At 48.7% G+C, this 21,904-nt stretch carries 20 protein-coding genes; 13 read left to right on the top strand and 7 right to left on the bottom strand.

The window, feature by feature from the left end; translation table 11 throughout:
• Nucleotides 1-79: 79 nt before the first annotated feature.
• Nucleotides 80-1,822, top strand: coding sequence for an FAD-dependent oxidoreductase (locus ACGHM3_RS17210; protein ID WP_345425596.1), 1,743 nt, complete (start codon nt 80-82; stop codon nt 1,820-1,822).
• A 60-nt stretch (nt 1,823-1,882) separates the two neighbouring features.
• On the top strand, nt 1,883-3,208 hold the full coding sequence (locus ACGHM3_RS17205) for an MFS transporter (RefSeq protein ID WP_345425594.1): 1,326 nt from the start codon (nt 1,883-1,885) through the stop codon (nt 3,206-3,208).
• A gap of 21 nt (nt 3,209-3,229) precedes the next feature.
• On the opposite strand, the gene ACGHM3_RS17200 is transcribed toward ACGHM3_RS17205, so the two are convergent.
• The 6 genes from ACGHM3_RS17200 to ACGHM3_RS17175 all read right to left on the bottom strand — a co-directional run bounded on the left by ACGHM3_RS17200 (nt 3,230) and on the right by ACGHM3_RS17175 (nt 8,413).
• Nucleotides 3,230-3,577, bottom strand: a complete 348-nt coding sequence (locus ACGHM3_RS17200; RefSeq protein ID WP_345425591.1) for a nuclear transport factor 2 family protein — start codon at nt 3,575-3,577, stop codon at nt 3,230-3,232.
• 46 nt (nt 3,578-3,623) lie between these two features.
• On the bottom strand, nt 3,624-4,337 hold the full coding sequence (locus tag ACGHM3_RS17195; RefSeq protein WP_345425588.1) for a helix-turn-helix domain-containing protein: 714 nt from the start codon (nt 4,335-4,337) through the stop codon (nt 3,624-3,626).
• A complete protein-coding gene (locus ACGHM3_RS17190) occupies nt 4,321-5,553 on the bottom strand; it encodes an acyl-CoA dehydrogenase family protein (protein ID WP_345425585.1) in 1,233 nt (410 codons plus the stop codon). The genes ACGHM3_RS17195 and ACGHM3_RS17190 overlap by 17 nt, the downstream gene beginning before the upstream one ends.
• A 252-nt stretch (nt 5,554-5,805) precedes the next feature.
• Nucleotides 5,806-6,729: a zinc-binding dehydrogenase gene (locus tag ACGHM3_RS17185; RefSeq protein WP_345425582.1), complete on the bottom strand. Its 924-nt coding sequence runs from the start codon at nt 6,727-6,729 to the stop codon at nt 5,806-5,808.
• Between the two features lie 110 nt (nt 6,730-6,839).
• Complete coding sequence (locus ACGHM3_RS17180; RefSeq protein WP_345425577.1) at nt 6,840-8,009, bottom strand: isovaleryl-CoA dehydrogenase; 1,170 nt, start codon at nt 8,007-8,009, stop codon at nt 6,840-6,842.
• Nucleotides 8,006-8,413 (bottom strand): MerR family DNA-binding transcriptional regulator, encoded by a 408-nt coding sequence (locus ACGHM3_RS17175; RefSeq protein ID WP_345425574.1) that lies wholly within the window; start codon nt 8,411-8,413, stop codon nt 8,006-8,008. The genes ACGHM3_RS17180 and ACGHM3_RS17175 overlap by 4 nt, the downstream gene beginning before the upstream one ends.
• Nucleotides 8,414-8,772: 359 nt before the next feature.
• On the opposite strand from ACGHM3_RS17175, the gene ACGHM3_RS17170 reads away from it, so the two are divergent.
• A complete protein-coding gene (locus ACGHM3_RS17170; RefSeq protein WP_345425571.1) occupies nt 8,773-9,378 on the top strand; it encodes a TetR/AcrR family transcriptional regulator in 606 nt (201 codons plus the stop codon).
• 121 nt (nt 9,379-9,499) lie between these two features.
• Nucleotides 9,500-11,080, top strand: coding sequence for an NAD(P)/FAD-dependent oxidoreductase (locus ACGHM3_RS17165; RefSeq protein ID WP_345425568.1), 1,581 nt, complete (start codon nt 9,500-9,502; stop codon nt 11,078-11,080).
• A 36-nt stretch (nt 11,081-11,116) separates the two neighbouring features.
• Here the strand turns inward: ACGHM3_RS17165 and ACGHM3_RS17160 are convergent, their stop codons facing one another.
• On the bottom strand, nt 11,117-11,758 hold the full coding sequence (locus ACGHM3_RS17160) for a TetR/AcrR family transcriptional regulator (RefSeq protein ID WP_345425565.1): 642 nt from the start codon (nt 11,756-11,758) through the stop codon (nt 11,117-11,119).
• Nucleotides 11,759-12,002: 244 nt separating this feature from the next.
• Between ACGHM3_RS17160 and ACGHM3_RS17155 the strand changes: the two genes are divergently transcribed.
• From ACGHM3_RS17155 to ACGHM3_RS17115, 9 genes are all read left to right on the top strand, one after another.
• The gene (locus ACGHM3_RS17155) at nt 12,003-13,286 is read left to right on the top strand and encodes a cytochrome P450 (RefSeq protein WP_345425562.1); all 1,284 of its coding nucleotides are present in this window, start codon (nt 12,003-12,005) and stop codon (nt 13,284-13,286) included.
• Nucleotides 13,287-13,380: 94 nt separating this feature from the next.
• Nucleotides 13,381-14,412 carry a hypothetical protein gene (locus tag ACGHM3_RS17150; RefSeq protein WP_345425559.1) on the top strand — a complete coding sequence of 344 codons (1,032 nt, stop codon included), beginning with the start codon at nt 13,381-13,383 and terminating at the stop codon, nt 14,410-14,412.
• A gap of 22 nt (nt 14,413-14,434) precedes the next feature.
• A complete protein-coding gene (locus tag ACGHM3_RS17145; RefSeq protein WP_345425556.1) occupies nt 14,435-14,800 on the top strand; it encodes a nuclear transport factor 2 family protein in 366 nt (121 codons plus the stop codon).
• A 230-nt stretch (nt 14,801-15,030) separates the two neighbouring features.
• Nucleotides 15,031-15,546, top strand: a complete 516-nt coding sequence (locus tag ACGHM3_RS17140; protein WP_345425552.1) for a carboxymuconolactone decarboxylase family protein — start codon at nt 15,031-15,033, stop codon at nt 15,544-15,546.
• An 89-nt stretch (nt 15,547-15,635) separates the two neighbouring features.
• Nucleotides 15,636-16,748, top strand: a complete 1,113-nt coding sequence (locus tag ACGHM3_RS17135; RefSeq protein WP_345426110.1) for an MFS transporter — start codon at nt 15,636-15,638, stop codon at nt 16,746-16,748.
• Between the two features lie 33 nt (nt 16,749-16,781).
• Nucleotides 16,782-18,056 carry a cytochrome P450 gene (locus ACGHM3_RS17130; RefSeq protein ID WP_345425549.1) on the top strand — a complete coding sequence of 425 codons (1,275 nt, stop codon included), beginning with the start codon at nt 16,782-16,784 and terminating at the stop codon, nt 18,054-18,056.
• 143 nt (nt 18,057-18,199) lie between these two features.
• Entirely contained in the window at nt 18,200-19,513 is a 1,314-nt protein-coding gene (locus ACGHM3_RS17125) for an amidohydrolase family protein (RefSeq protein WP_345425546.1), read from the top strand.
• A gap of 77 nt (nt 19,514-19,590) precedes the next feature.
• A complete protein-coding gene (locus tag ACGHM3_RS17120) occupies nt 19,591-20,736 on the top strand; it encodes an acyl-CoA dehydrogenase family protein (RefSeq protein WP_345425543.1) in 1,146 nt (381 codons plus the stop codon).
• A gap of 2 nt (nt 20,737-20,738) precedes the next feature.
• Nucleotides 20,739-21,779: an acyl-CoA dehydrogenase family protein gene (locus ACGHM3_RS17115; RefSeq protein ID WP_345425540.1), complete on the top strand. Its 1,041-nt coding sequence runs from the start codon at nt 20,739-20,741 to the stop codon at nt 21,777-21,779.
• Nucleotides 21,780-21,904 lie beyond the last annotated feature (125 nt).

Genomic DNA, 21,904 nt, shown 5'->3' with positions numbered 1-21,904 from the left:
CGTTAATACTCCCTTTGTCCATCGCATAGCTATGTTAACTTTGTAAATCCAGTGTGTTTTCTGTTTGTTGAAATATTGGGTGTATAGAACAATAAGAAGTGAAGTAACGTGTATGTTAAAAGTACTTGAGAAAGATGTTGTTGTAGTGGGCTCCGGGGGAGCGGGTATGACAGCAGCTTTAGTTGCCGCCATATCAGGCTTAGATGTTTTGTTAATTGAAAAAACGGACTTCTTTGGCGGCACCACGGCTTGGTCGGGCGGCGGTATCTGGGTCCCGTGCAGTACTCAGGCTATGGAAGCTGGAGTAGACGATTCGACGGAACAGGCTCGCGACTATATTCATAATGTGGTTGGTTCAAGTGTTCGGGCAGACTTAGTTGATGCTTTTTTAGAAAATGCGCCTGCGATGGTGGATTTTCTGTCGCAGCACAGCCAAGTGCAATTTACCTTACAGCAGGGGTTTCCTGATTGGCACCCTGATTCTCAAGGGTACAAGGACAATGGGCGCCTGTTATCGCCTGTTGAGTTTGATGGTAAAGAACTGGGCGATTGGTTTGCTACGCTACGAGCACCGCTGAGCGAGTTTAATGCACCCGGCGGTTTTATGATTGGCCTAGACGATGTCGAGCATATTGCTAATGCGAAAAAATCGTTGGCCTCTTTTCTCTATTTGGGCAAGTTATTGATTCGGTTTGGGGTTGATAAAATACGCCGAGGGAGAAGTACGCGATTAACGATGGGGAACGCGCTAGCGGCCCGGTTGTTGCTATCTTGCGTACAACAGGGTGTCGAGCTTTGGAACCGTTCTCATATGACCGATTTGATTACGGATACTTGCACCAGCGCTGATGCCGCCGCACAGGAACGGGTGACTGGCATAGTGATTAAAAATCAAGAAAGAGAAATACAAGTCAATGTGCGGCGAGGGGTTATTTCGGCTTGTGGTGGGTTTTCAGCTAATGTGGAAATGCGGGAGCGCTATATTCCATTTCCTGAGCATCATGTATCGTTGGTTCCGGAGGGGAATACGGGGGATGGGATTCAGGCTGGCCTACAGCTTGGCGCCACATTTGATGGTGAAAATATCAGTAATGCCGGTTGGGTTGTGGTGTCATTGCATGTGGCGCTTGATGGCAGTGTGATCAAGTTTCCCCACTTATTTCTAGATAGAGGCAAACCTGGTTGCATAGCAGTGAATCAGCGAGCAGAGCGCTTCGGTAACGAATCTGCGACCAACTTAGTCGAACCAATGCATCGTACTGGCTCAGTACCAGCGTATTTACTTTGTGATCATAGGTTTATCAAAAAATACGGTTTGGGCTTAGTGCGACCTGGAGGCATCGGCCTGAATAAAATGCTTCGCGAGGGCTACCTCACTTCAGGTGAGACACTGGCCGAATTGGCGAAGAAGTTGGAATTGCCCGAGGCGCAGTTACAGACCACCGTAGGTCGTTTTAATGAATTTGCCAAGGTCGGGCGCGATGAGGATTTTAATCGTGGACAAGGTCCGGGGGATACAGCCTTGGGTGATAAGAATCATTCTCCGAACCCGTGTTTGGGGCGCATAGAGGTTGGCCCTTTCTACGCCGTAAAGGTGTATCCCGGCGATACCACAACAACGGTAGGGTTGCGGGTTAATGAACAGGCACAAGTACTCGACGAGCAAGGAAATCCGATAGCTGGGTTGCAAGCCATTGGTTTGGATATGAATTCACTTTGGCGTGGCAAAGCCCCAGGCAACGGTGGTAATAATACGTTAGGCATGACTTTTGGCTATGTCGCGGCTAACGCTTTAATCAATCGCAACGCCGCACCGGATTGATGCTTGGCGAGATAACATAATAATGAACGCCTCTCGGCGGATAAAGGGTTTAGTACGGATATGAATTTATTTGAGTTTAAACGCGGATGGCAAATTCTACTGCTCTCTTTGTTGGGTATTGCTATCAGTATAAATGCGGTCTTGCTCTATGGCTTCGGAGCTTTAGTAATACCGTTTGAGGCGGCGTTTGGTTGGGACAAAGGCAGTCAACAAGTGGCTATTACATTTTTGTATGGTGGCGCTGTGATCGGTTTACAGGCGGTTGGCTGGGTTAATTTATGGTTGGGAATTCGTACAACGACGATACTGTCGCTGTTATTGATGGCGCTGGGGTATTTAGCGTGTACAGTGGTTTTTAATCAATCAATCTGGACGTTGTATCTGATGTTTGGAATATTACCGATCATTGGGATGGGGGCATTGGCTATTACCTGGACCCAGTTAATCGGGTTGTGGTTTGTACAGCACCGTGGACTGGCGCTGGCCATTGGCTTATCAGGTACGGGTATGACCGCGGTAGTGATGCCGGTGCTACTTGGTTGGTGTATAGAGCAGTGGGGTTGGCAGGCCGCGTTCGTACTATTGGCGGCGTTAAACATTGGTTTAATCCCGTTAGCTTGGGGGTGGTTTAATCTGCCCCAGCAAGGCGAGATGGCTGTTACTAGCCCAGCGGTAACCGATAAAACGGAAAATGGAAACGATTCGGTGCCGCCCACGCACTCGACAGAATTGCCTGGTATTAACTTTAAGCAAGGTTTTAGGTCGCGTAATTATTGGGCTTGTAATCTCGCCATCGCGTTGGTTGTGTCTGCAGTCATCGGGATGATTACTAATATAATACCGCTATTACACAGTCTGGGATTTAGCAGCGCCGAGGCGGCTAAGATATTCAGTGTTTTTGGGGCATCACTGATTATTGGCCGCTTACTGGTAGGTTTTTTTCTAGATCGCTATAGTCCAACAATAGTCGCCGCGGCCAGTTTGACAATTCCTTCCATTGGTTGTGTTTTGTTTCTTGTTGGCAGTGACACTGTGCCGGTACTTATGCTGGCGGTTGCCCTTATCGGAATGGGGGCCGGCGCAGAATTTGATGTGGCCGCGTATCTTATGGCGCGTTTTTTTGGTATGAAAGACTATGGTAGACTGATGGGGTTTCATCAGGGTTTGATTACCGTGGTATCGGCCGCAGCACCATTGATGTTTGCGATGCTGTTTGCGGCATCCGGCGACTATAACAGTTTGTTGACCTATGGTGTTGTAGCTACACTGGTTGGCGGTTTAGTGTTGTTAACGTTGGGGCGGCCGCCGGTTTTTGGCACACGCCTCAGTGCCGCGGCGACTGATGGAAAATCGGTATCGGTTTCCGACAGTGCAAGCTCGGCGTAACGCTCTGCGGTGTAGGGCGGATTAGTTGGGTTTTTTGATGAAAATGCGAGACTCTAATTTGCCGTCGATTAAAGTATAAAATTCCAGTGTTTCCGTGCTGACAGTGCCATCGTTGAGTTTGTTAATATGATGGCAGGCTCCCTCATGGCCTAGGATGGTGCAAGCCTGAACGTCTATTGTTATCGAGGCTTGGGCTTGCCACATGCTTTCCAACATTATCCAGGGGTCGTTTTTGGGGAGGCCGATGTATTCGATGCTTAAACCTTTCTGTGCCGCTTCACGGTAGCAGTTAATAAAACCGTCTTTATCTCCTTGGTTCCAACACTCTACTTGCCGGTGCATAAAAGTTTCGAGTGTATTGTCGTTCATGTTTTTCTCCAGGTTAGGGGTGTCATACAATTGTTCCGGCTTATTGTCACGTTTCGTCATTCCACCAGGGGAGTGTGTGGGCGTGGCGGTGTATTTGCGCCTGTGCTTCATCGACGGCCTTTTGCGCATCAGCTGCGCTAACCCCACAGCCTTTTAAAATTAGGCAAGTTAGCTGTCTGATGTAGCTCGGGCAATCATCGGTTGTGTGCATTAATCGGCGAGCACCTTCTACCGTGGTGCCAATAATCATATCGGTGACACAATCCAACGAAGGCATCTGAATGACCCCTGCATTTTGGGCTTCTTGCAAGCTATGATTGATTACCTCGCGCGCGTGAGTACTGCGAGAAAGAAAATCGACGTAATCTACCTGGGCGGTAAAGGTTACTTTTACCGGTTGCATGGCGGCGTGGGTGAGTGACAACAAGGGGCCTGCAGCAAGTTTCGTTAATGGGTTGTTAACGATGTTAAATAGCCGTTCGTAGGTGCTAATCATGTCCTTGGCGAGCATTTGCCCGAGTGCTCGTAGTATCTCTTCCAGGGAAGAAAAGTATTTATAAAAGGTGCCGCGAGCGACCCCCGCTTGGCGCACAATATCGTCAATCACGGGTGGCTTACTAATGTCGCTTATCAAGTAAACATCCAGCGCGGCGAACAGTAATTTTTGGCGCATTTTTTCTCGCCGATGAAGCGCACTTTTGTGGCGAGCATTGCCTGTAATTTCGAGGGTTGGCTCGCGATGTTTATCGGCTGATGTCATTGAGAAGTTCCAGGTTGGATGAGTCGCCCAGTAGCGCGCGTCCGTACAGTAAATAGGATAAATGGCTGTTTAGTGCATTGTGGCGGGAGCCCACGTTGATGTCTCGCCACAGTCGCTGCATGGGATTGCTGGTGGCAAATCCACCCGGCCCTGCGATATCCATTAAAGATTGCGCGGATTGACGTACCAATGCCATGGCATGGCTGCAGTCGGCCTGCATTTGTGCCTTTTCAAAACCGGATAAGCTGCGACGAGGCGATTCGTGGTCCACCAAATTGGCAGCGCGTCGGACATGCATCCAGGCCGAATCTATTTTGAGAGCGGCTTGTCCCAGTTTCTCAACCAACGCATCGGCATCGGCTTGGTTATCATAGTGCCAGCCAATAATCTTGCGTTTGGGCATCGCTGTTTGTACTAGCTTGAGTAATCCTTGTGCTGCCCCAAGCATCGGCGCTAAAACGGTAAGTGGAAACAATGGCTCTACCGGCCACTTGTCGCGGGGCTCTAACTGTGCCAGCAAGGCAGGGTCATCCGACTGGCCTTGCCGTAGCTTGGAAAATTGCAATACCAAGGGGGCGTCCAGTTTTAGTCCGTCTGCGACGATGGTGTTGCTGCCCGAGGCGCAGACCCCGGCAACGTGCCAGGTGTCTTTGATGGTTACGGCAGGGTCACCCGATAACGGCATTATTGCGAAACCGTAATCGATGACGGAGCCTGTCGGGTCCTGAATCGTTACCCCATTCATTGCCCAGCTTGCGTGTTTACAGCCCGAGGCATAGCCCCAACTGCCGTTTACGATAAAGCCATCGTCGGTAAGGGTGGCCGTGCCGGTGCGGGCTGCAACGCTGCACAGTAATTCAGTTCCTTGTTTGAACACCCGTGATGTGACATCGCTTGGTAGCGAGGCGGTTGAAGCGGTAACGCTGGATAATAAGCCGAAAGCCCAGGCGCTGCCCGGGTCGCCTTGCGCCAGTTCAGCAACGGTCTCTATGTGTTCGATTAACTCGCGACCTACTCCGCCTGCGCGTTTGGGAAACATCATTTGGAACAACCCTGAGTCGTGCAGCGATTTGAATAGCTTGGGCGATATTTGACCTGATTGTTCGCTTTGATCAGCTTGTTCCATGAGCAAAGGGTAAAGCGACTTTGCAATATCAATGGGGGAGTGGCTGTCAATGTGAACGTTTGGTGCACTGGGCTGTGTATCCCTGGTCATTATTTTTATCCGTAACGTAAAGGGGCATATATTTAGGTGACAATAATGTCACTCTTTAGGGGGGGTGGCAGTGTCTGTCGTTTTACGCATAGTAAAGCGGTCAAGCCACTGCTTTTGGTGGTGTGTGTTGTCTGCGCCTCATACGGTTCTTGACGTTCAGGCGTCCGGCGGGTTGGCCTGCGACTTTTGGCTCATGCCGTTCGGCTTTTAGCCGACCATACGGTGTCCAAAAGTGAGGCCGTTTGTCAGCGGTTATCCGATTTTGGCAGTAATTTTAGCGTGGGGACCGTTGATTTGAGCCTGCCAGGCATCGGCCGCGTTATCGAAGTCGTAATCTATAAAATCGATTTGAATGGAAATTTCTTTGTTGATTTGTAACAACCGCCGCCATATCTGCTCGCGATCTTGCGCAGGCCGCTGGCCGGTACCCACCACGGTCAGTGTGCGGAATAACAGGTGCGCCATATCAAGCGTTACTTCCCGGCCGGCACCGGTGCCTATGGTCATGATACGTGCCCCCCAACGAGTCGCCTTTAGCGCGTTGAGCATAGGTTCCCCACAGACTAGATCAAGCACCACGTCGTAACCATCGCCAGCGTCGGCTTTGAGCGCTGCAGCGTCGTCTTTACCGTCCAGGCAGACAATACTGTCACACAAGTTGCTGCGTTTTAGGCGTTCCAATGAAGTGCGATCTCGAGCCGCTGCAGTGACGTGTCCGGCTCCCAGGTGTTTCGCAAGCTGTAAGGCGATTTGCCCGAGCGTACCGGTGGCGCCTAGAATAAGGACTTTTTCGCCCGCTTGGATATTGGCTTGTTCAAGCGGAACTAACGCGCCAGTGGCGGCGATGCCCATTGCAATAGCGGTTTTGTCGTCGACATCATCGGGTACCCGCCATACTTCTTGTTCTGGCACTAACGTTTTCTCCGCCCATGAGCCCCAGGGTAAAACAGAGCGCTCGCCGAAGTATACGCGCTGGCCTTGCGGATTACGGCCAACTCCCTCACCGCGAATGACGCAGGGATACTCGACGCCGAGTCGATAGGCCCCTAAAACATCCCAGCCACCCAGGCCTGTGGTTTCAACGTCGATGAGAACACAATCGGATTTAGGTTCTGGTGCGCGAAAGTCTTGGATAACAGGCTTGGCTCCGCGCTCCGTGATCACGGCTGCTTTCATGCGTAACTCCTTTATTATTGTTGCTTATTTGTTGGGCATTTATTCAAAACTTAGTCTCGATTATCCCACTAAAAACTCAAAAGTCTTTTGGGCTAACGGTTGCCAGTGGGTTACTGTGTTTCGTTGAAAAGTTCTCGGCCTATCAACATGCGGCGTATTTCAGACGTGCCTGCGCCGATTTCGTAAAGTTTCGCATCGCGTAGCAATCGACCTGTTGGCAGCTCATTGGTGTAGCCGACCCCCCCCAGGGTTTGAATGGCTTGAAGCGCCATTTGGGTGGCTTTTTCGGCGGTATAAAGAATAACGGCCGCAGCGTCTTTTCGAGATTCTTCACCGCGATCACACGCGCTAGCAACGGCATAAAGGTAGGCCCGAGAGGCATTCAGATCGGTGTACATGTCGGCTAATTTACCTTGCATTAATTGGAACTCACCAATCGATTGGCCAAACTGTTTGCGATCGTGCAAGTAGGGAATCACAATGTCGAGACAGGCTTGCATTATGCCGACTGGGCCGCCAGATAAGACGGTACGTTCGAAGTCGAGTCCAGACATTAAGACTGCAACGCCTCGGCCTTCCGCACCGAGAATGTTCTCGGCAGGAACCGGGCAGTCTTCAAATACGAGTTCGCAGGTATTGGAGCCGCGCATGCCCAGTTTGTCGAGTTTGGGCGATCGGCTGAACCCAGGAAAATCTCGCTCTACGATAAACGCGGTTATGCCTCTAGAGCCGGCGTTGACATCGGTTTTGGCATAGATCACATAGGTGTGTGCATCAGGCCCGTTGGTAATCCACATTTTGCTACCATTGAGGATGTAATGGTCGCCTTTTTTATCGGCTCGCAGTTTCATGCTTACCACGTCGGATCCAGCGTTGGGTTCGGACATGGCAAGCGCGCCGATGTGTTCACCGGAGCATAACTTTGGCAGGTATTTTAATTTTTGTTCATGGCTTCCGTTTTTAAAGATCTGATTGACGCACAGATTGGAATGAGCGCCGTAGGACAAGCCCACCGAGGCAGAAGCTCGCGATATTTCTTCCATGGCGATAACATGAGCCAAGTATCCCATATTAGCGCCACCGTATTCTTCGCTTACGGTGACACCCAGTAAACCCATATCGCCAAGCTTTTTCCACATTCCCGCTGGAAACTGGTTGTTGCGGTCAATTTCTTCCGCTAACGGCGCAAGCTCAGATTTGCAAAACTGATACACACTGTCGCGTAGCATGGAGATGTCTTCTCCAAGATTAAAATTTAAGCTGCTGTAACCTAGGCTCATACTGTGGGTTCCTTTTGTTCTGGGAAGGTTGGGCCGTCAAGCGTTTTGCGGCAGGCCGACTCGGCTTCATCCAATTCGAGTAGCAGTCGGTGGATGTCACTGAGCTGACGGTGTAACTGTTCTCTTTGCTGTTGAATCGCCGTCATCAGGCGAACGAGCTGGCCTCGGTTATTTTTACCGGGCTCGTACATGTCGATGATTTGGCGGGATTCGGTTAACGAAAGCCCCAATCGTTTACCCCGTAAGATCAGCTTTAAGCGGGTTCGGTCTACAGACGCGTAAACGCGGGTTCGACCCTGGCGTTGCGGGCTTAGTAGGCCAACGTCTTCGTAGTGCCTAATAGCCCTGTGGGTGACTTCAAACTCTTCAGCCAGTTCTCGTATGGAATACGTTTTATTTTTCATTAGTATGAGCTGATTTTTGGTGAGTATAAGAATCGGTACAGATCATTAGTTTACGTGCACGTAAACCTGATAATACACTTTATTAAAAAATGTTCAACACTTGGCCTCGGTAAAGTCTTTCTTTGGGTAGATCCAGTTTGTTAGGTAGTAAGCGTTGGCCGCTGTGGGTTCCTGGGAGGGCGCTAAATATTGTTGATCGGCGAAAATAGTCAGAAAATCAAAGGTATGTATTGGGGGATGAGCGCAAAAAAGGTAATATAGGGTATTCAATCTGTGTGATTTTACGATTCTATTAGCTGTACATATCGTGTGAGTCTAATACAACGGATAGGTGATTTAGGTTTTGGCAGGGACAAAAGGTGTCTAATAAGAACGTAACATCCACAACCCGGTATCGCAATAAAAGATCAGAAAATACCATTCAGACAATATTGACGGCGGCGGAAGAGGTCATTTTGGAGTCTGGCGTCGATCGTGTATCTATTTTAGATGTTTGCAAAGTTGCGGGCATATCTCGCGGCACGTTTTATCGTTACTTTTCTTCTCAGGATGAACTTCTCGATGCGTTCTCCCGCCACAAACGAGACAATTTTCATCAGTCGCTGTCGTCAGCCTTGGCGCCTTACGACGATCCTGATGAAAAATTTGATGCCCTGATTCGATATTTCGATGAGTATCTTCAACTGGGATCTGCCCGAAAGTTGCTATTGGTTGCGCCTGACTATGCCATGGGGTGGTTTTTACGTATTTTTCACGATTCGATTGCCCGTTTTCTGACTGACTTAAGCGTCGTGTTTGATGCCTGGGATGAGCGCTTGGAAGCTGCGCTGGATCGGGAGTTAATTTGTGAATTAATTATTCGTTATATACTCAGTGAACAGCTTGTACCTTCCTCAAAACAAGCCCGTAAAGCACTGCCCATTAAAATTAAGCGATTACTTCAAGTAATTATAAAGGCCCCATAAGATTTCTTTTACCATTCACTTGCCAGTTTGACTGCGAGTCAAACTGGCAAGTGAATGTCGTATTCATAAACATGTTTTAATCCTGGATTATAAGACTAATAAATCAATCCAGGGGAAATTCATGGTTCAACACGCACACTTCGATGTGGCGATTGTTGGCGGTGGGCATAACGGTCTCACCTCAGCCTGTTACTTAGCTAAATCCGGAAAAAAAGTCATTGTACTTGAATCGCTGGCACAGGTTGGCGGTATGTGCACTTCCGGGCCTTTAATACCGGCCGCGCCGGAGCATACCATCCACCCTTGTTCTTTAGACTTAATGTCATTGCGTGTACACCCCTTTGTGCCAGAAGAGCTTGAACTGCACCGACATGGGTTTCGTCAAGAAGACATGAACCCGGGTTACGTGTATTGCCACCCCGATGGTAACAGCCTTATTTTCGGGAGAACCCCGGAAGAGACCGCCGCAGAGATTCAGCGTTATTCGCCCAATGATGCACAGGCTTTTCTCGAGCTGATGAATGTCGTTTACGCATTTATCGATATGGTTGTGCCCATGATGAGGGTAGATCCAGCTCGCTTTAATTTATTGGCAAAACTCAACGCTTTAAAGGTGTTGATTAAAAATAGAAAAATCAAACCCGAGATTATGGCGCTCATCAGCAGCCCCGCCTACACCTCTATTGCTGAGCGTTTCGAACACCCGATTGTGCGTTCATCATTATGCTGTTTGTTGGGCGCCGCGGGCCCAATAACGGCCGAAGCGACCGGCGTGTATTTTGCCTTACTTGGTTTTATTCATAAGTACGGCTTGGGTCGGGCGATGGGTGGCATGCAAACCATTGCTGAGGCATTGGCCGGGCGATTGAAAGAGTTGGGTGGTGAGGTAAGGGTAAATTGCCCTGTAGCAGAGATTATTTCTGAAGATAAGAAAGTAAAAGGCATTCGGTTGGTGTCCGGAGAAGTCATTCAAGCGGCGGCCGTTATCGCGTCTATTCATCCCAAGCCTGCGTTGGAAATGGTAACAGCCGGGCAATTAGATCAAAAAGTGTTAACCCGTGTGGCGATGGCGCCCGCTAATGCTCACGGTGGTTCACCGATTAAGGTGGATATGGCGTTGAGTGGTCACGTTAAGTACAGCCGCCTAGAAGCAAAGCGCGGGGACGGAATTAGCTTGAGAAAATCGGTTCTTTTGATCGGTACAGAAGAGGCAGTATTAGACAACTTTAAATGTGTAAAACGAGATCAAATCTCCGCAATGCCGTACATGTGGGTTACGTTGCCTACTGCGATGGATCCGTCACAAGCACCTGCCGGTTGTGATGTCGCTTACTTGTACCCGGTGGCTATGCCGGTAGACCCAGAGTGTGGTTGGGAGGCTGTTAGGGACCAAGTTGGCCAGCAAGTGATCGATTGGGCGGCTGAGTACATGGAAGGCTTAACCGAAATGGAGATAGGCCGAACCATGGCGGTTGCGCGCGACTGGGAGACGCAATTTAATGTGCTAAATGGCTGCGTTATCCACATAGACACCTGTACAACGAGGTCTTCTACAATGAGGCCGGCTGCGGGTTTAGGTGGCGATACGTTACCGGTGGAAGGTCTGTACCTTGGCGGTGCGGGAATACACCCCGGTGGCGGTGTTAACGGTATGCCTGGTCGTATTGCAGCGCAACGCGTAAGTCGTTACTTAGCAAGGTAAGTCGACCTGCCTAGACTACAGAGATTTTGGCGAATGCTATTGGTCTGGGCTTGGTTTAGTCAGGGCGGACATGATCAGGTTGATGGTGAATTCTTTCCATGTATCAAGCTGATCGGCTTTGCGTGTGTCCATACCGCTCAGCGCCTCAATTACATAGCGGTTGGTATAGGTGCCGGAAACCATAATTGAGGCTGTCGTAAAGATCAGATCTGGATTCAAATGGTCGCTGAAGTCTCCGGCTTGTACGCCCCGCTCGATTATGCTGCGCATTCTGGCTGTTAATGTTGGTCCTAGTTCGACCAGCTGGTTTCGAGGGGTTGTATGATTGTCGTGAAAGCGAATGCCTTCAGTGGCAAGCGCTGCCATCTCAGGGTCGTTCTCATAGATCGCAAATATGTGCTCAATCATGACGCGTAGGGCTTCTTTTGCCGGGAGGTGGTTCAACTCTAGGGCGATTATCGCAGTCATGGCGTTGTCGGAGGTTTCATCCAGCACGCAGGAGAAGAGTTGCTCCTTACTTTGATAATAATGGTAAACCAGCTGCTTGGTTACGCCTGCTCGTTCAGCGATTTTTTGGACATTAGCTTTATCTAGACCATTTTCTGAGAACTCCTGGCGGGCGGCTAACAGAATTTGTCTGATGGTTTCTACTTTGCTGTTGTGCCGCGATTTGCTCATTGGTTTTAGAATCTCTGGGCGTAAGGCATTGAAGTGTAGCCTAATTTTTGACGTTAGACAGCGTGTAAAACTGAATTTAAGCACAACTGTACCACATTCTTTACACTGCCCCTTTAGCTCGACACTAGGCCGAGAATCGAAGGCGTTTGCTAGCTTACTGAGACCTGGCTTGCGTGTGCAATCCCTGAGCCTAAGGGCGTGATAGCTGTTGCGACAATAATCGATAATTTGGTAGGTAAATCCCATGTCAGAATCTACAGTGCAAGATATGAAGCTCGAAACCGCCTATTCAGCGGTCTCTGATCTATACAAAGGAACCGGTATCGACATTCATAAAGCGTGTCGAGAAATGCGTCAAAAATCGCCAATATACGAAGGGGATTTCATTAAGCAGTTTGGTGTGCCAACCAATGCGGGTATGGAACAAAGCGCTAGAAAGAACTTTGCCGTGTTTCGCTATGCGGATGTTATGGCCGTCTTGCGGGATGCCTCAACCTATACCAGCGGCTTTATCGCCAAAGGCTTTGGTAAGGCATTTGATGGTGGATTAACAATTTTAGCTATGGATGGTGAACAGCACAAAAGTGTACGAACGTTATTGCAACCAGCGTTTATGCCAGCGACGGTAAATAAGTGGCGTGAGCGTATGGACGAAATCATCCGCCATGATTACTTAGAGAAAATGGTTAGCGACCGAAAAGCCAATTTAATGGATTTCGCGTTGAGTTTTCCAATCCGCATTATGTATACGCTGATGGGATTTCCCGAAGACAACCCGGAAAAGTTCCGTAGTTATGCCGCCTGGGCTTTAGCTATGGTTGGTGGCAATCAGATTGATCCCAAGAAAGAACAAGATGCGATGAAAACCGCTTTGGATGCTGGAAAAGCGTTGTACGATTCGATTATGGAGATTGTCGTAACGCGCCGTGCAGCCGGTAGCGAAGGAGACGATTTAATTGGACGCCTGTTGAGGTGCGAGCACGAAGGGCGAGTGTTAAATGACCACGAAGTTGTGACGTTTTGTCGAATGTTATTGCCCGCCGCCGGTGAAACTACGACTCGGACATTAAGCGTAGTATTGACTCTGTTATTTGAAACGCCAGGGTTGATCGAAGAAGTGCGAGCCGACCGTTCTTTGGTTGCTAAATTGATTGATGAATCGGTGCGATACGAACCCATCGCGACATTTAAAGTTAGAGAAGTTGCAAAAGATGTGGAGTTCTATGGTGTTAAGGTACCCAAGGGTTCCTTTATACAGTGTATGGTAACGTCAGCTAACCGTGATGAAGACGTATTTGAAAACCCAGAAACATTTGATATTCACCGTAAGCAAAAGCCCTCTTTTGGCTTTGGTTTTGGGCCGCACATGTGCATAGGGCAATTTGTGGCTAAGTTGGAATTAAATTGTGCCATCAATGCCATTTTGGACCTGTTTCCGAATGTTCGCCTTGACCCCAGTATGCCAAAGCCTGTCATTGAAGGCGCACAGCTTCGTGAGGCGCACGAAGTACATGTCATTTGGGACTAAGTCTCAGGTGGATGCCTCTAACGCCGGGGCTTGTTGGCTGATCAGTAATATCGATTCTTTGTTGTCCACATAATAAAAATGATAGGAATATAAAATGCCGAAATTTAGTGAGATTCCAAATCGGGGTGATTTTAATTTTCAAACACTGGTAGCACCCTACAAGGTAAGCGGTAAAAAGATAGAAAATACCAGCGATCAATACGGATTGAAGTTCACTAAGCATATGCCATTTGGAACGCTCAGAGACGACGAAGGCCATATGTACTCTTTGGCCAGGGCTCTTAACTCTCCTGGCAGCACGCCGAATCCTACCAAGTTTCTGTTTTTGTCTACCCGGGTTGACGAACAAACGTTGCGTATCGATTCAGAAACGATGGAATCGCGTGCCACTACCATGTTTCCAAAGCGCTGGATGGAGGGGGATTCGGTGCATTGGTCTAGCCTAGACGACGAAGATGGCGCTCCGTGGAATTTGTCGGCTTCTGGAAAACATTTCGCCTGGCACGAGGCTGGACTGCTGGAATTGGAGGGTAAACTCTTGGGGAACGGTACTCAGTTTTACATTCCCGGAGAAGAGTGGGGGACCTTTTATGTTTCGCAACTTTACGATGTGAGCGGTGTATTAAATGGTCGCCCGGTTAAGGGCGTTATTTGTTTAGATCAAGTTTGGTTGCCAGAGGGCGGGGCAATTCACTACGCAAAAGATATCGTTGTTGAAAATAAAATGCATGTATTGTGGTGGACGTTCGCAACGGTATACAAGGATGGTAGTTGGGATATGGGTTCGTTCATGTTGGGGCATGAAAATTTAGGTTATGCCATTTTCCAAAATAGCGAGGGCCAAGTTCATTGCACGACGGACATCGAAGGCGAAGCGATCCATAAAGACGGCAGTTATTTTTTAAAAACAGCCAAAATTTTTATCGATGGCAAAGAAACCTGGGAGTTTCTTCCCGATGCCCGTGGTGACATGGTTGATTTTGTTGGTGGGTTTCCTATTACAGCGCAGCAGGAGGGTCGTTGGCGCAAAGAGGGCGATGTTCGTGAACCCGATCATTGGATCGCCTGGGGTGAGTCAGATCGACGCAATGGCAGCGCTCGAAATGTGCGCGGCAGTGACCTATAACGAAACAGATTAGGAGAGCAAAATGGCACTACCCGAAGCTTCGAAGATTGAACAATTTATGCATGAACAAGTAAATGCTTGGAATAGCAGCGATAGAGATCGATTTTTTACCGCATATGAAAAAATCGCTCCAGGTGGGATTGAAATAGAATACGTGGGTGGTGTGAAGGGCGAGGGTGCCGCTATTTTGAAAGGAATGTGGTCACAACAGCAGGCGAAAATTAATATCGAAGAGAAGGCGCTGGTTGTTGTTGGTAACGAGGCAGTTGCACATAATCATAATGTCGTTAAAGGAACCGATATGATTATTGATACCATTGAGCATTACACCTTTGCCGAAGATGGCTCGTTATTTATTCGCTATTTTATAAAGGCGCCGCAGGGTTAATTCAGTATTGTTATAGATTGATATTAACGTTGAATGTGCATAGTCATTAACCTCTAAGTTTTGAGCTTGGCGGTTGAGCCAGTGTCTCTTTGTTTTTGGTGTGCAGTGGCTCTTGCGGCCATTTAAAACACTAAGCAAGTTAGGGGTATTTAATGGGCTTGCTTGGTGGGTTCATCAATTTTCTTTGAAGTGTTCACCACTATAGATAAAAAGTTGCAGTGCCAATATAGATGCCTAGATTACCGATTGTTCCTCGTGGCAAATTGCCATCAAGCTTAAACGACACCATAGAGCAAGGGCTCGATACTGGTGTATTGAGTACAGCGGTGCCGATACAGGTTTGGTCGCATCGGCCTGATGTTGCCCAATCTTGGCTCGAGACGCTTTTAGCTCTAAATCAGAGTGCTTTGCTGAGTGCGCGTGAACGAGAACTGGCGCGCCTAAGAGTATCAGCCATTACCCAATGCCAAGCGTGTCAACTGGCCCGCAAATCGGATCAGGTAACGGAGGAAGATATCGCATGTCTTCGCGCCGATGACGAAAGATTTACCCCGCGTGAGCAATTGGCTATTCGTTTTGCCGAAACCTTCGCGCATGATCATACGGCGTTAGATGACGAGATGTATCAAAGTCTCGGTGCACAGTTTAGTGATCCTGAGATAGCTGAGTTACATCTATTTTGTGGGCTTATGTTAGCGGGGGGTAGGGTAACCTACGCGTTGCAGGCCTACGAGGCTTCTTCGTGAAGGCCGGAGCTGGGCAATCAGCCTCGACGGCTTATGTACTGGCGTGTTTGGTTATTTGCCAATGTGGCTTACACGGTTGCTTGGCGGGGATGCGGGTCGCGCTACCATTGCAAGCACTCGGCCAAGGTTACAGTAAATTTGTGATCGGTTTTTTGGTTGCCAGTTTTGCGCTTTTGCCAGCATTAACTGCCCTAAAATTTGGTCGATTCACTGATCGGTATGGTTACCACGTGCCGACGTTTATCGCTATTGCGCTGTCCTTATTTAGCGCGGTTATATGTTTTTTTTCTAACTCCTTACCCGCGGTATTGTTGGCGGCGGGGTTGTGTGGCGCCGGGTCGGGTTTCGGTATGATCACGATACAGCGAACCGCCAGCCGTCTAGTATCCAGCGCAACTCAGCGCATGAAGGTATTCAGCTGGGTAGCCTTGGCGCCGGCGATTGGCGGCAGTGTTGGGCCGGTGTTGACCGGTGGGCTTGCGGATGCATTTGGGTTTAAAGCGGCCTTTGCAGCGCTTGCTGTGTTGCCAACGTTGTCGTTATTTGCCGTACTGCTGGTGCCGGCCAATGCAGGCTCGGCCACGGTAGAAGAGCGCCAGGCAGCGGCGTCTGGTAAGACATGGGATTTGTTAAAGATTACTGCGTTAAAACGTATATTGGTGATCAATCTTTTGGTCGTGGCAAGTTGGGATGTACACAGTTTTGCGTTACCCATTTTGGGCCATGAACGAAATTTTAGCGCTACATCCGTCGGCATTATTTTTTCGGCGTATGCCGGTGCGTCGTTGATCGTGCGAGGCGTTTTACCCTTTGTGGCTAGTTTTTTACCGTATCAATGGGTTCCGGTTATCGCGTTGTCTTGTCTGGCCGTGGTGTTTGCTGTTTATCCTTTGTTGCCTGCGATTTGGATGTTAATGACCTGTGCCATGCTTCTGGGCGTGGTGATCGGGGTATTGCAGCCGTCTATTATGTCTATTTTAAATGACGCATCGCCTGTTGGTCGGTTGGGCGAGTGTCTCGCGTTAAGGTCTACGTTAAATCAGTTGTCGCTGACTCTATTGCCTTTGGCGTATGGTGTGTCGGGTGGGTTAATGGGCGTGGCTGGAATGTTTTGGTCAATGTCGATTGCATTGTGTTTGGGTGTTTGGCTGTCGCTTTGTGTTGTTCGTAGCCAAGTGCCGTCGGAACCTCGTTCCTTTTAATTATAGCTACTATAAATGCTTGAGGGTGTACTAATGACTGATACTGATAAGAAACAGCTGGAAAAATCATTTTCTGGCGTGGCTGAAAATTATAAAGGGGACAACGTCGACCTACACGCGATTTGTAAGAAAATGCGTGATGAAAGCCCTGTTATTGAAGCCGATTTCATGAGCAGTTTAGGTGTGCCTAATATTGCCGGATACGATTCCAGTCGCAAGACATTTTCATTGTTTAAATATGATGATGTGATGAAGGTGATGCGTGACGCGGAGACCTTTACCAGCGGGTTTATCGCGCAGGGGTTAGGGTCGTTTATGGATGGGTTGATTTTGACCGGTATGGACGGCGAGCAGCACAAAAAAATGCGGTCGTTACTGCAGCCTATTTTTATGCCAAACGTCGTGAATACCTGGCGGACGACCAAAATGGACCCAATTATCAGACAGGAGTTTTTAGCGCCATTAGTCGAGCAGAAAAAAGCCGAATTAATGGATTTCGGGTTGCATTTCCCGGTCCGCCTGATTTATTCGCTGATTGGCTTTCCTGACAACGAGCCGGAAAAGATCAAGCAGTACGCGGCTTGGGCGCTCGATATTTTGGCAGGTCCACAGGTTGATCCTGAAAAAGCGAAAGCGGCCCGAGCAGCGGCGTTAAAGTCCTCGAGGGATCTATACGATGCGGTTCGTGAGAGCGTTGAACACGTGCGTTCAGACGGTCAAGAAGGAGGCGATTTAATTCGACGATTGATTCATGCGACATACGAGGGTAGAGCGCTAGACGACCATGAAATAGCGACTTTTATTCGCTCTTTGTTGCCGGCAGCTGGCGAGACCACCACTCGCACGTTCGGAAGCCTGTTGGTGCTACTGTTGGAGCGGCCAGAGCTGTTAGAGAAAGTCAGAAATAACCGCGCGCTGGTAGCCTCTGCCATTGACGAAGCTGTTCGATACGAGCCTGTTGCCACTTTTAAGGTGCGTCAGGCTGCACGAGATGTTGAAATTCGCGGAGTTCCCATTCCAAAAGGGTCAATGGTGCAATGTATCGTAATTTCAGCGAACCGAGACGAGGAAATATTTGATCAAGCCGACGAATTCGATATTGAGAGGAAGGTAAGGCCGTCGTTCGGTTTTGGATTTGGTCCGCACATGTGTATAGGCCAGTTTATCGCAAAAATGGAGTTAAACGTTGCGCTGAACGCGGTTTTGGATTTATTTCCCGGGTTACGATTCGATCCAGAACAACCAAAACCTCAAATTACCGGTGCGCAATTGCGGGGGCCGCACAGTTTGCCAGTCATTTGGGATTGATATGGCGGAAACTGCGTTTCGTGCTTAAATTAAAGTTAGACATATATCGTAAAACTGTATAACATCCAAGTATAAAATTTATAACGTAATTCCGCTCTCTCCTTGTGAGAGGGCAGGCTCCAACCCGAAAGGAGAAGCTTCAGATGCAATTAGATGATGTCATTCTAGTCAGTGTTGACGACCACGCGATTGAACCCGCCAACTGCTTTACTCGACATATGCCTGAGAAATTCAAGGGCCGCGAGCCGCGTGTAGAAGCGGTTAACGGTCGCGATGTTTGGGTGTTCGAAGACCAAGCAACCGGATATATGGGCCTGAATTCGGTCGTAGGTCGACCTAAAGAAGAATACGGCATGGAACCTCTAGGGTACGATCACATGCGTAAAGGTACCTGGGATATAAAATCTCGGGTGGAGGACATGGACGCTAACGGTATTTTAGGATCCATGTGTTTTCCCACTTTTCCGGGCTTCTCTGGACAACGTTTTCAAACTATTCCAGATAAAGCGGTGAGTTTGGCTGCAATTCAAGCCTATAACGATTGGCATTTAGAGGATTGGTGCAATGCAGCACCGGGTCGCTTTATTCCATTGATGATGATTCCTTGGTTTGATCCACAAGCTGCTGCCAAGGAAATTAAGCGCATGGCTGATCGAGGCGTTCACGCCATGACTTTGTCGGATAACCCTACGGTACATGGCTATCCCTCTATCCACAACGAACACTGGGACCCGATCTGGAAAGCATGCTCTGACAATAACGTAGTAATCTGTTGTCATATTGGTACCGGCGTAAAAGCACAGCACGCGTCAGATGAATCTCCCATTGACGCCTGGATTACCTCCATGCCAATCTCTATAGCGAACTCCGCAGCCGATTGGTTATGGGCGCCCATGTGGAAAAAATATCCTAATTTACGCATGGCGTTGTCAGAAGGTGGTATCGGTTGGATACCATACTTTTTAGAGCGCGCTAACTTTACTCACAATCACCATAATGCTTGGACCAATTCCAACTTCAATGGTCAGCAACCGAGTGATTTCTTTAACAAGCATATTATTACTTGTTACATCGAAGATGCGTTTGGCTTACAAAACCTGGATGCTATTAACGTCGATATGGTTACTTGGGAGTGCGATTACCCGCACTCGGATTGCACGTGGCCAAATTCCGCTGAGATCTTCTGGGAGCAAGCCAAACATTTGGATGAAACAACGATTAATAAGATCTCCCATCTCAATGCTATGCGTGAATTCTCTTATGATCCATTGTCACTATTAGGTCGTGAAAACTGTACTGTAGGTGCTTTACGGTCTAAAGCAAAGGCTGCTGGAGTTGACACTTCTCCGGCGTTGGGTATGGGCGGAGCTGCGCCAAAGCGAGATGCCAAGAAGCCTGTTACCTCCGGTGATATTAATAGCATGTTTGCATCTGCAGACGCTCAAACTGCTCTATAGCAATTTATGTTTGTTGCCAACTGTTACATTGCCCGAAAGGGCAATGTTTTTTTATTGGCTTGTAAATAGGCTTTGATATGTTTGTAGAACAGTTTCGATACAGTCCCATTCCTTCTGACGCGCAATCAATTCGATCCGAAGTGCGTGATTTTATCAAAGAAAACCTTAGTCATTTTCCAATGCAGAAGCGTGCCGATTCATGGATGGGGTTTGATTCAGAGTTTAGCCAAAAATTAGGTCAACGCGGTTGGATTGGTATGGCGTTACCTAAACAATATGGTGGCTCAGATTCGGGTGCATTTACTCGATACGTGGTGATAGAAGAGTTGCTGGCGGCTGGAGCACCTGTGTCTGCGCATTGGTTCTCTGATCGACAAAGTGGCTTTCAAATCCTTCAGTATGGACAGCAAAGCCAGAAAGATGCGTTCTTACCCGCTATATGTCGTGGCGAGTGTTTTTTCTGCATTGGAATGAGCGAGCCAGGCTCAGGTTCTGATTTGGCTTCAATCAAAACCCGCGCAGAAAAGACCGCTAACGGATGGGTTGTTAATGGGCAGAAAGTGTGGACTACCAACGCGCACCGTTCGCATTATATGATCGCTTTAGTACGCACTGGTTCTAGTGAATCGCGCCACGGTGGTATGTCTCAATTTATTATTGATTTAACCCTACCGGGCATCACAATTCGTCCTATTAAGGATCTAACGGGTAGTGAACATTTTAATGAGGTGTTTTTTGACAACGTAGAGTTAACAGAGGACGCCTTGCTTGGTGATGAAGGCAATGGCTGGAACCAAGTGACGGGTGAGTTGGCTATGGAGCGCAGCGGCCCTGAACGGTTTTTAAGTTCTATGACATTGATGTATACCTTGATTGATGCAATAGGGCCGACGCCTGATGCTTTTCAGGCTAGGGAAGTCGGGCGTATATCGGCCAGACTAATGACATTAAGGCAGATGTCTTTGTCTGTAACGCAGTTGTTAGAAAATGGTGATAATCCTTCTGTTGCTGCCTCGTGTGTTAAAGATTTAGGTTCCGTGTTGGAACAGGATATCCCAGAGATAGCCCAACAGTTGTGTGATATGTTACCAACTTCTTCAGGTGGCGGTGAGCACGCGCTCGTATTGTCGCATTTAATGCAACAGGCACCTTCTTTTTCACTGAGGGGCGGCACTCGAGAAATTTTGAGGGGAATCATTGCCCGTGGATTGGGGTTGCGTTGATCATGAGAGAACTATTCGACCGTACAGTATTGCAGATATTAAACGATCATATTTCTACCGAGGCTGTATTGGCCGCGGAAACATCCGATATCTCGACCGCGTTGTGGCAAGTCTTTGAAGACAATGGTGTCACCATGGCGCTGGCGTCGGAAGAACACGGTGGCAGTGGCGCCCGTTGGTTCGATATTTGTGGGGGCATCATTGCTTGCGGTAATTACAGTGTACCGTTGCCCGTTGCAGAAACCGTGTTCGCTAATTGGTTGTTGTCAAAATCGGGGATACAGCCCCCGGAGGGACCCGTTGTTTTTGCTGAGTCTGACCGGCTAACAATTGACTCAGGTAAGGTTTCTGGCCGATTGTCGGATGTGCCGTGGGGTGGGTCTGCGGGCCACATAGTTGCTTTAACAAACGACGCCACACCCGCGCTAGTGCTGCTGTCTGGCGGCGAGGTACAATCGATAGAGAAGACACGTAACACGGCGGCAGAACCCCGAGATATGTTAACGTTCGACAACGCTTGTCCGATAGCGGTTGTACCATTGTCATCGAGTGTTACGACTGATGTGCTTCGCATGGGAGGCGCTTTGATCCGGTCTGCCCAGATGGCGGGATCTGTCGAGCGTGTTTTGCAGATGGCGGTAGATTATGCCAATGAGCGAGTTCAATTCGGAAAGCCCATCGGAAAATTTCAAGCAGTCCAACACCAAATGGCTTTAGTTGCAGAGCAAGCAAGCTTGGCCAGATCTGCGACCGAAACCGCGTTCAGTCTTTCTGAGCAGGCATTAGACGTAACCAGTATAGCGGTTGCCAAGATCTGTGCCTCTGAAGCTGCGACGGCGGCGGCTAATATTACGCACGGAGTTCACGGTGCGATTGGTTTTACTCACGAATACCCACTGCATATCGCAACTCGCCGGCTGTGGTCGTGGCGTAGCGAATTTGGTTCGGTTACCTATTGGTCAACTCTCCTTGGTCAGCAGGTTTGTCGTCAAGGTTCGCAGGACTATTGGGCTTCTATTGTGAACGGAGATACCATTCGATAAGGTCAGCTGGATCGATCGTGACAATGTGTATTAGTCGAATGCAACTGTGTTCCAAAGCGTTGGGTGCGGCCTAATCGAGCTTTCGGTCACTTAAACCGTCCAATTTATTTGGGCGGTGGTGGCTT

Source organism: Halioxenophilus aromaticivorans (assembly GCF_042850945.1).
In the GTDB taxonomy this organism is placed as follows: Bacteria; Pseudomonadota; Gammaproteobacteria; order Pseudomonadales; family Cellvibrionaceae; genus Halioxenophilus; species Halioxenophilus aromaticivorans.
This window is presented reverse-complemented; position numbering and strand designations above follow the sequence as displayed.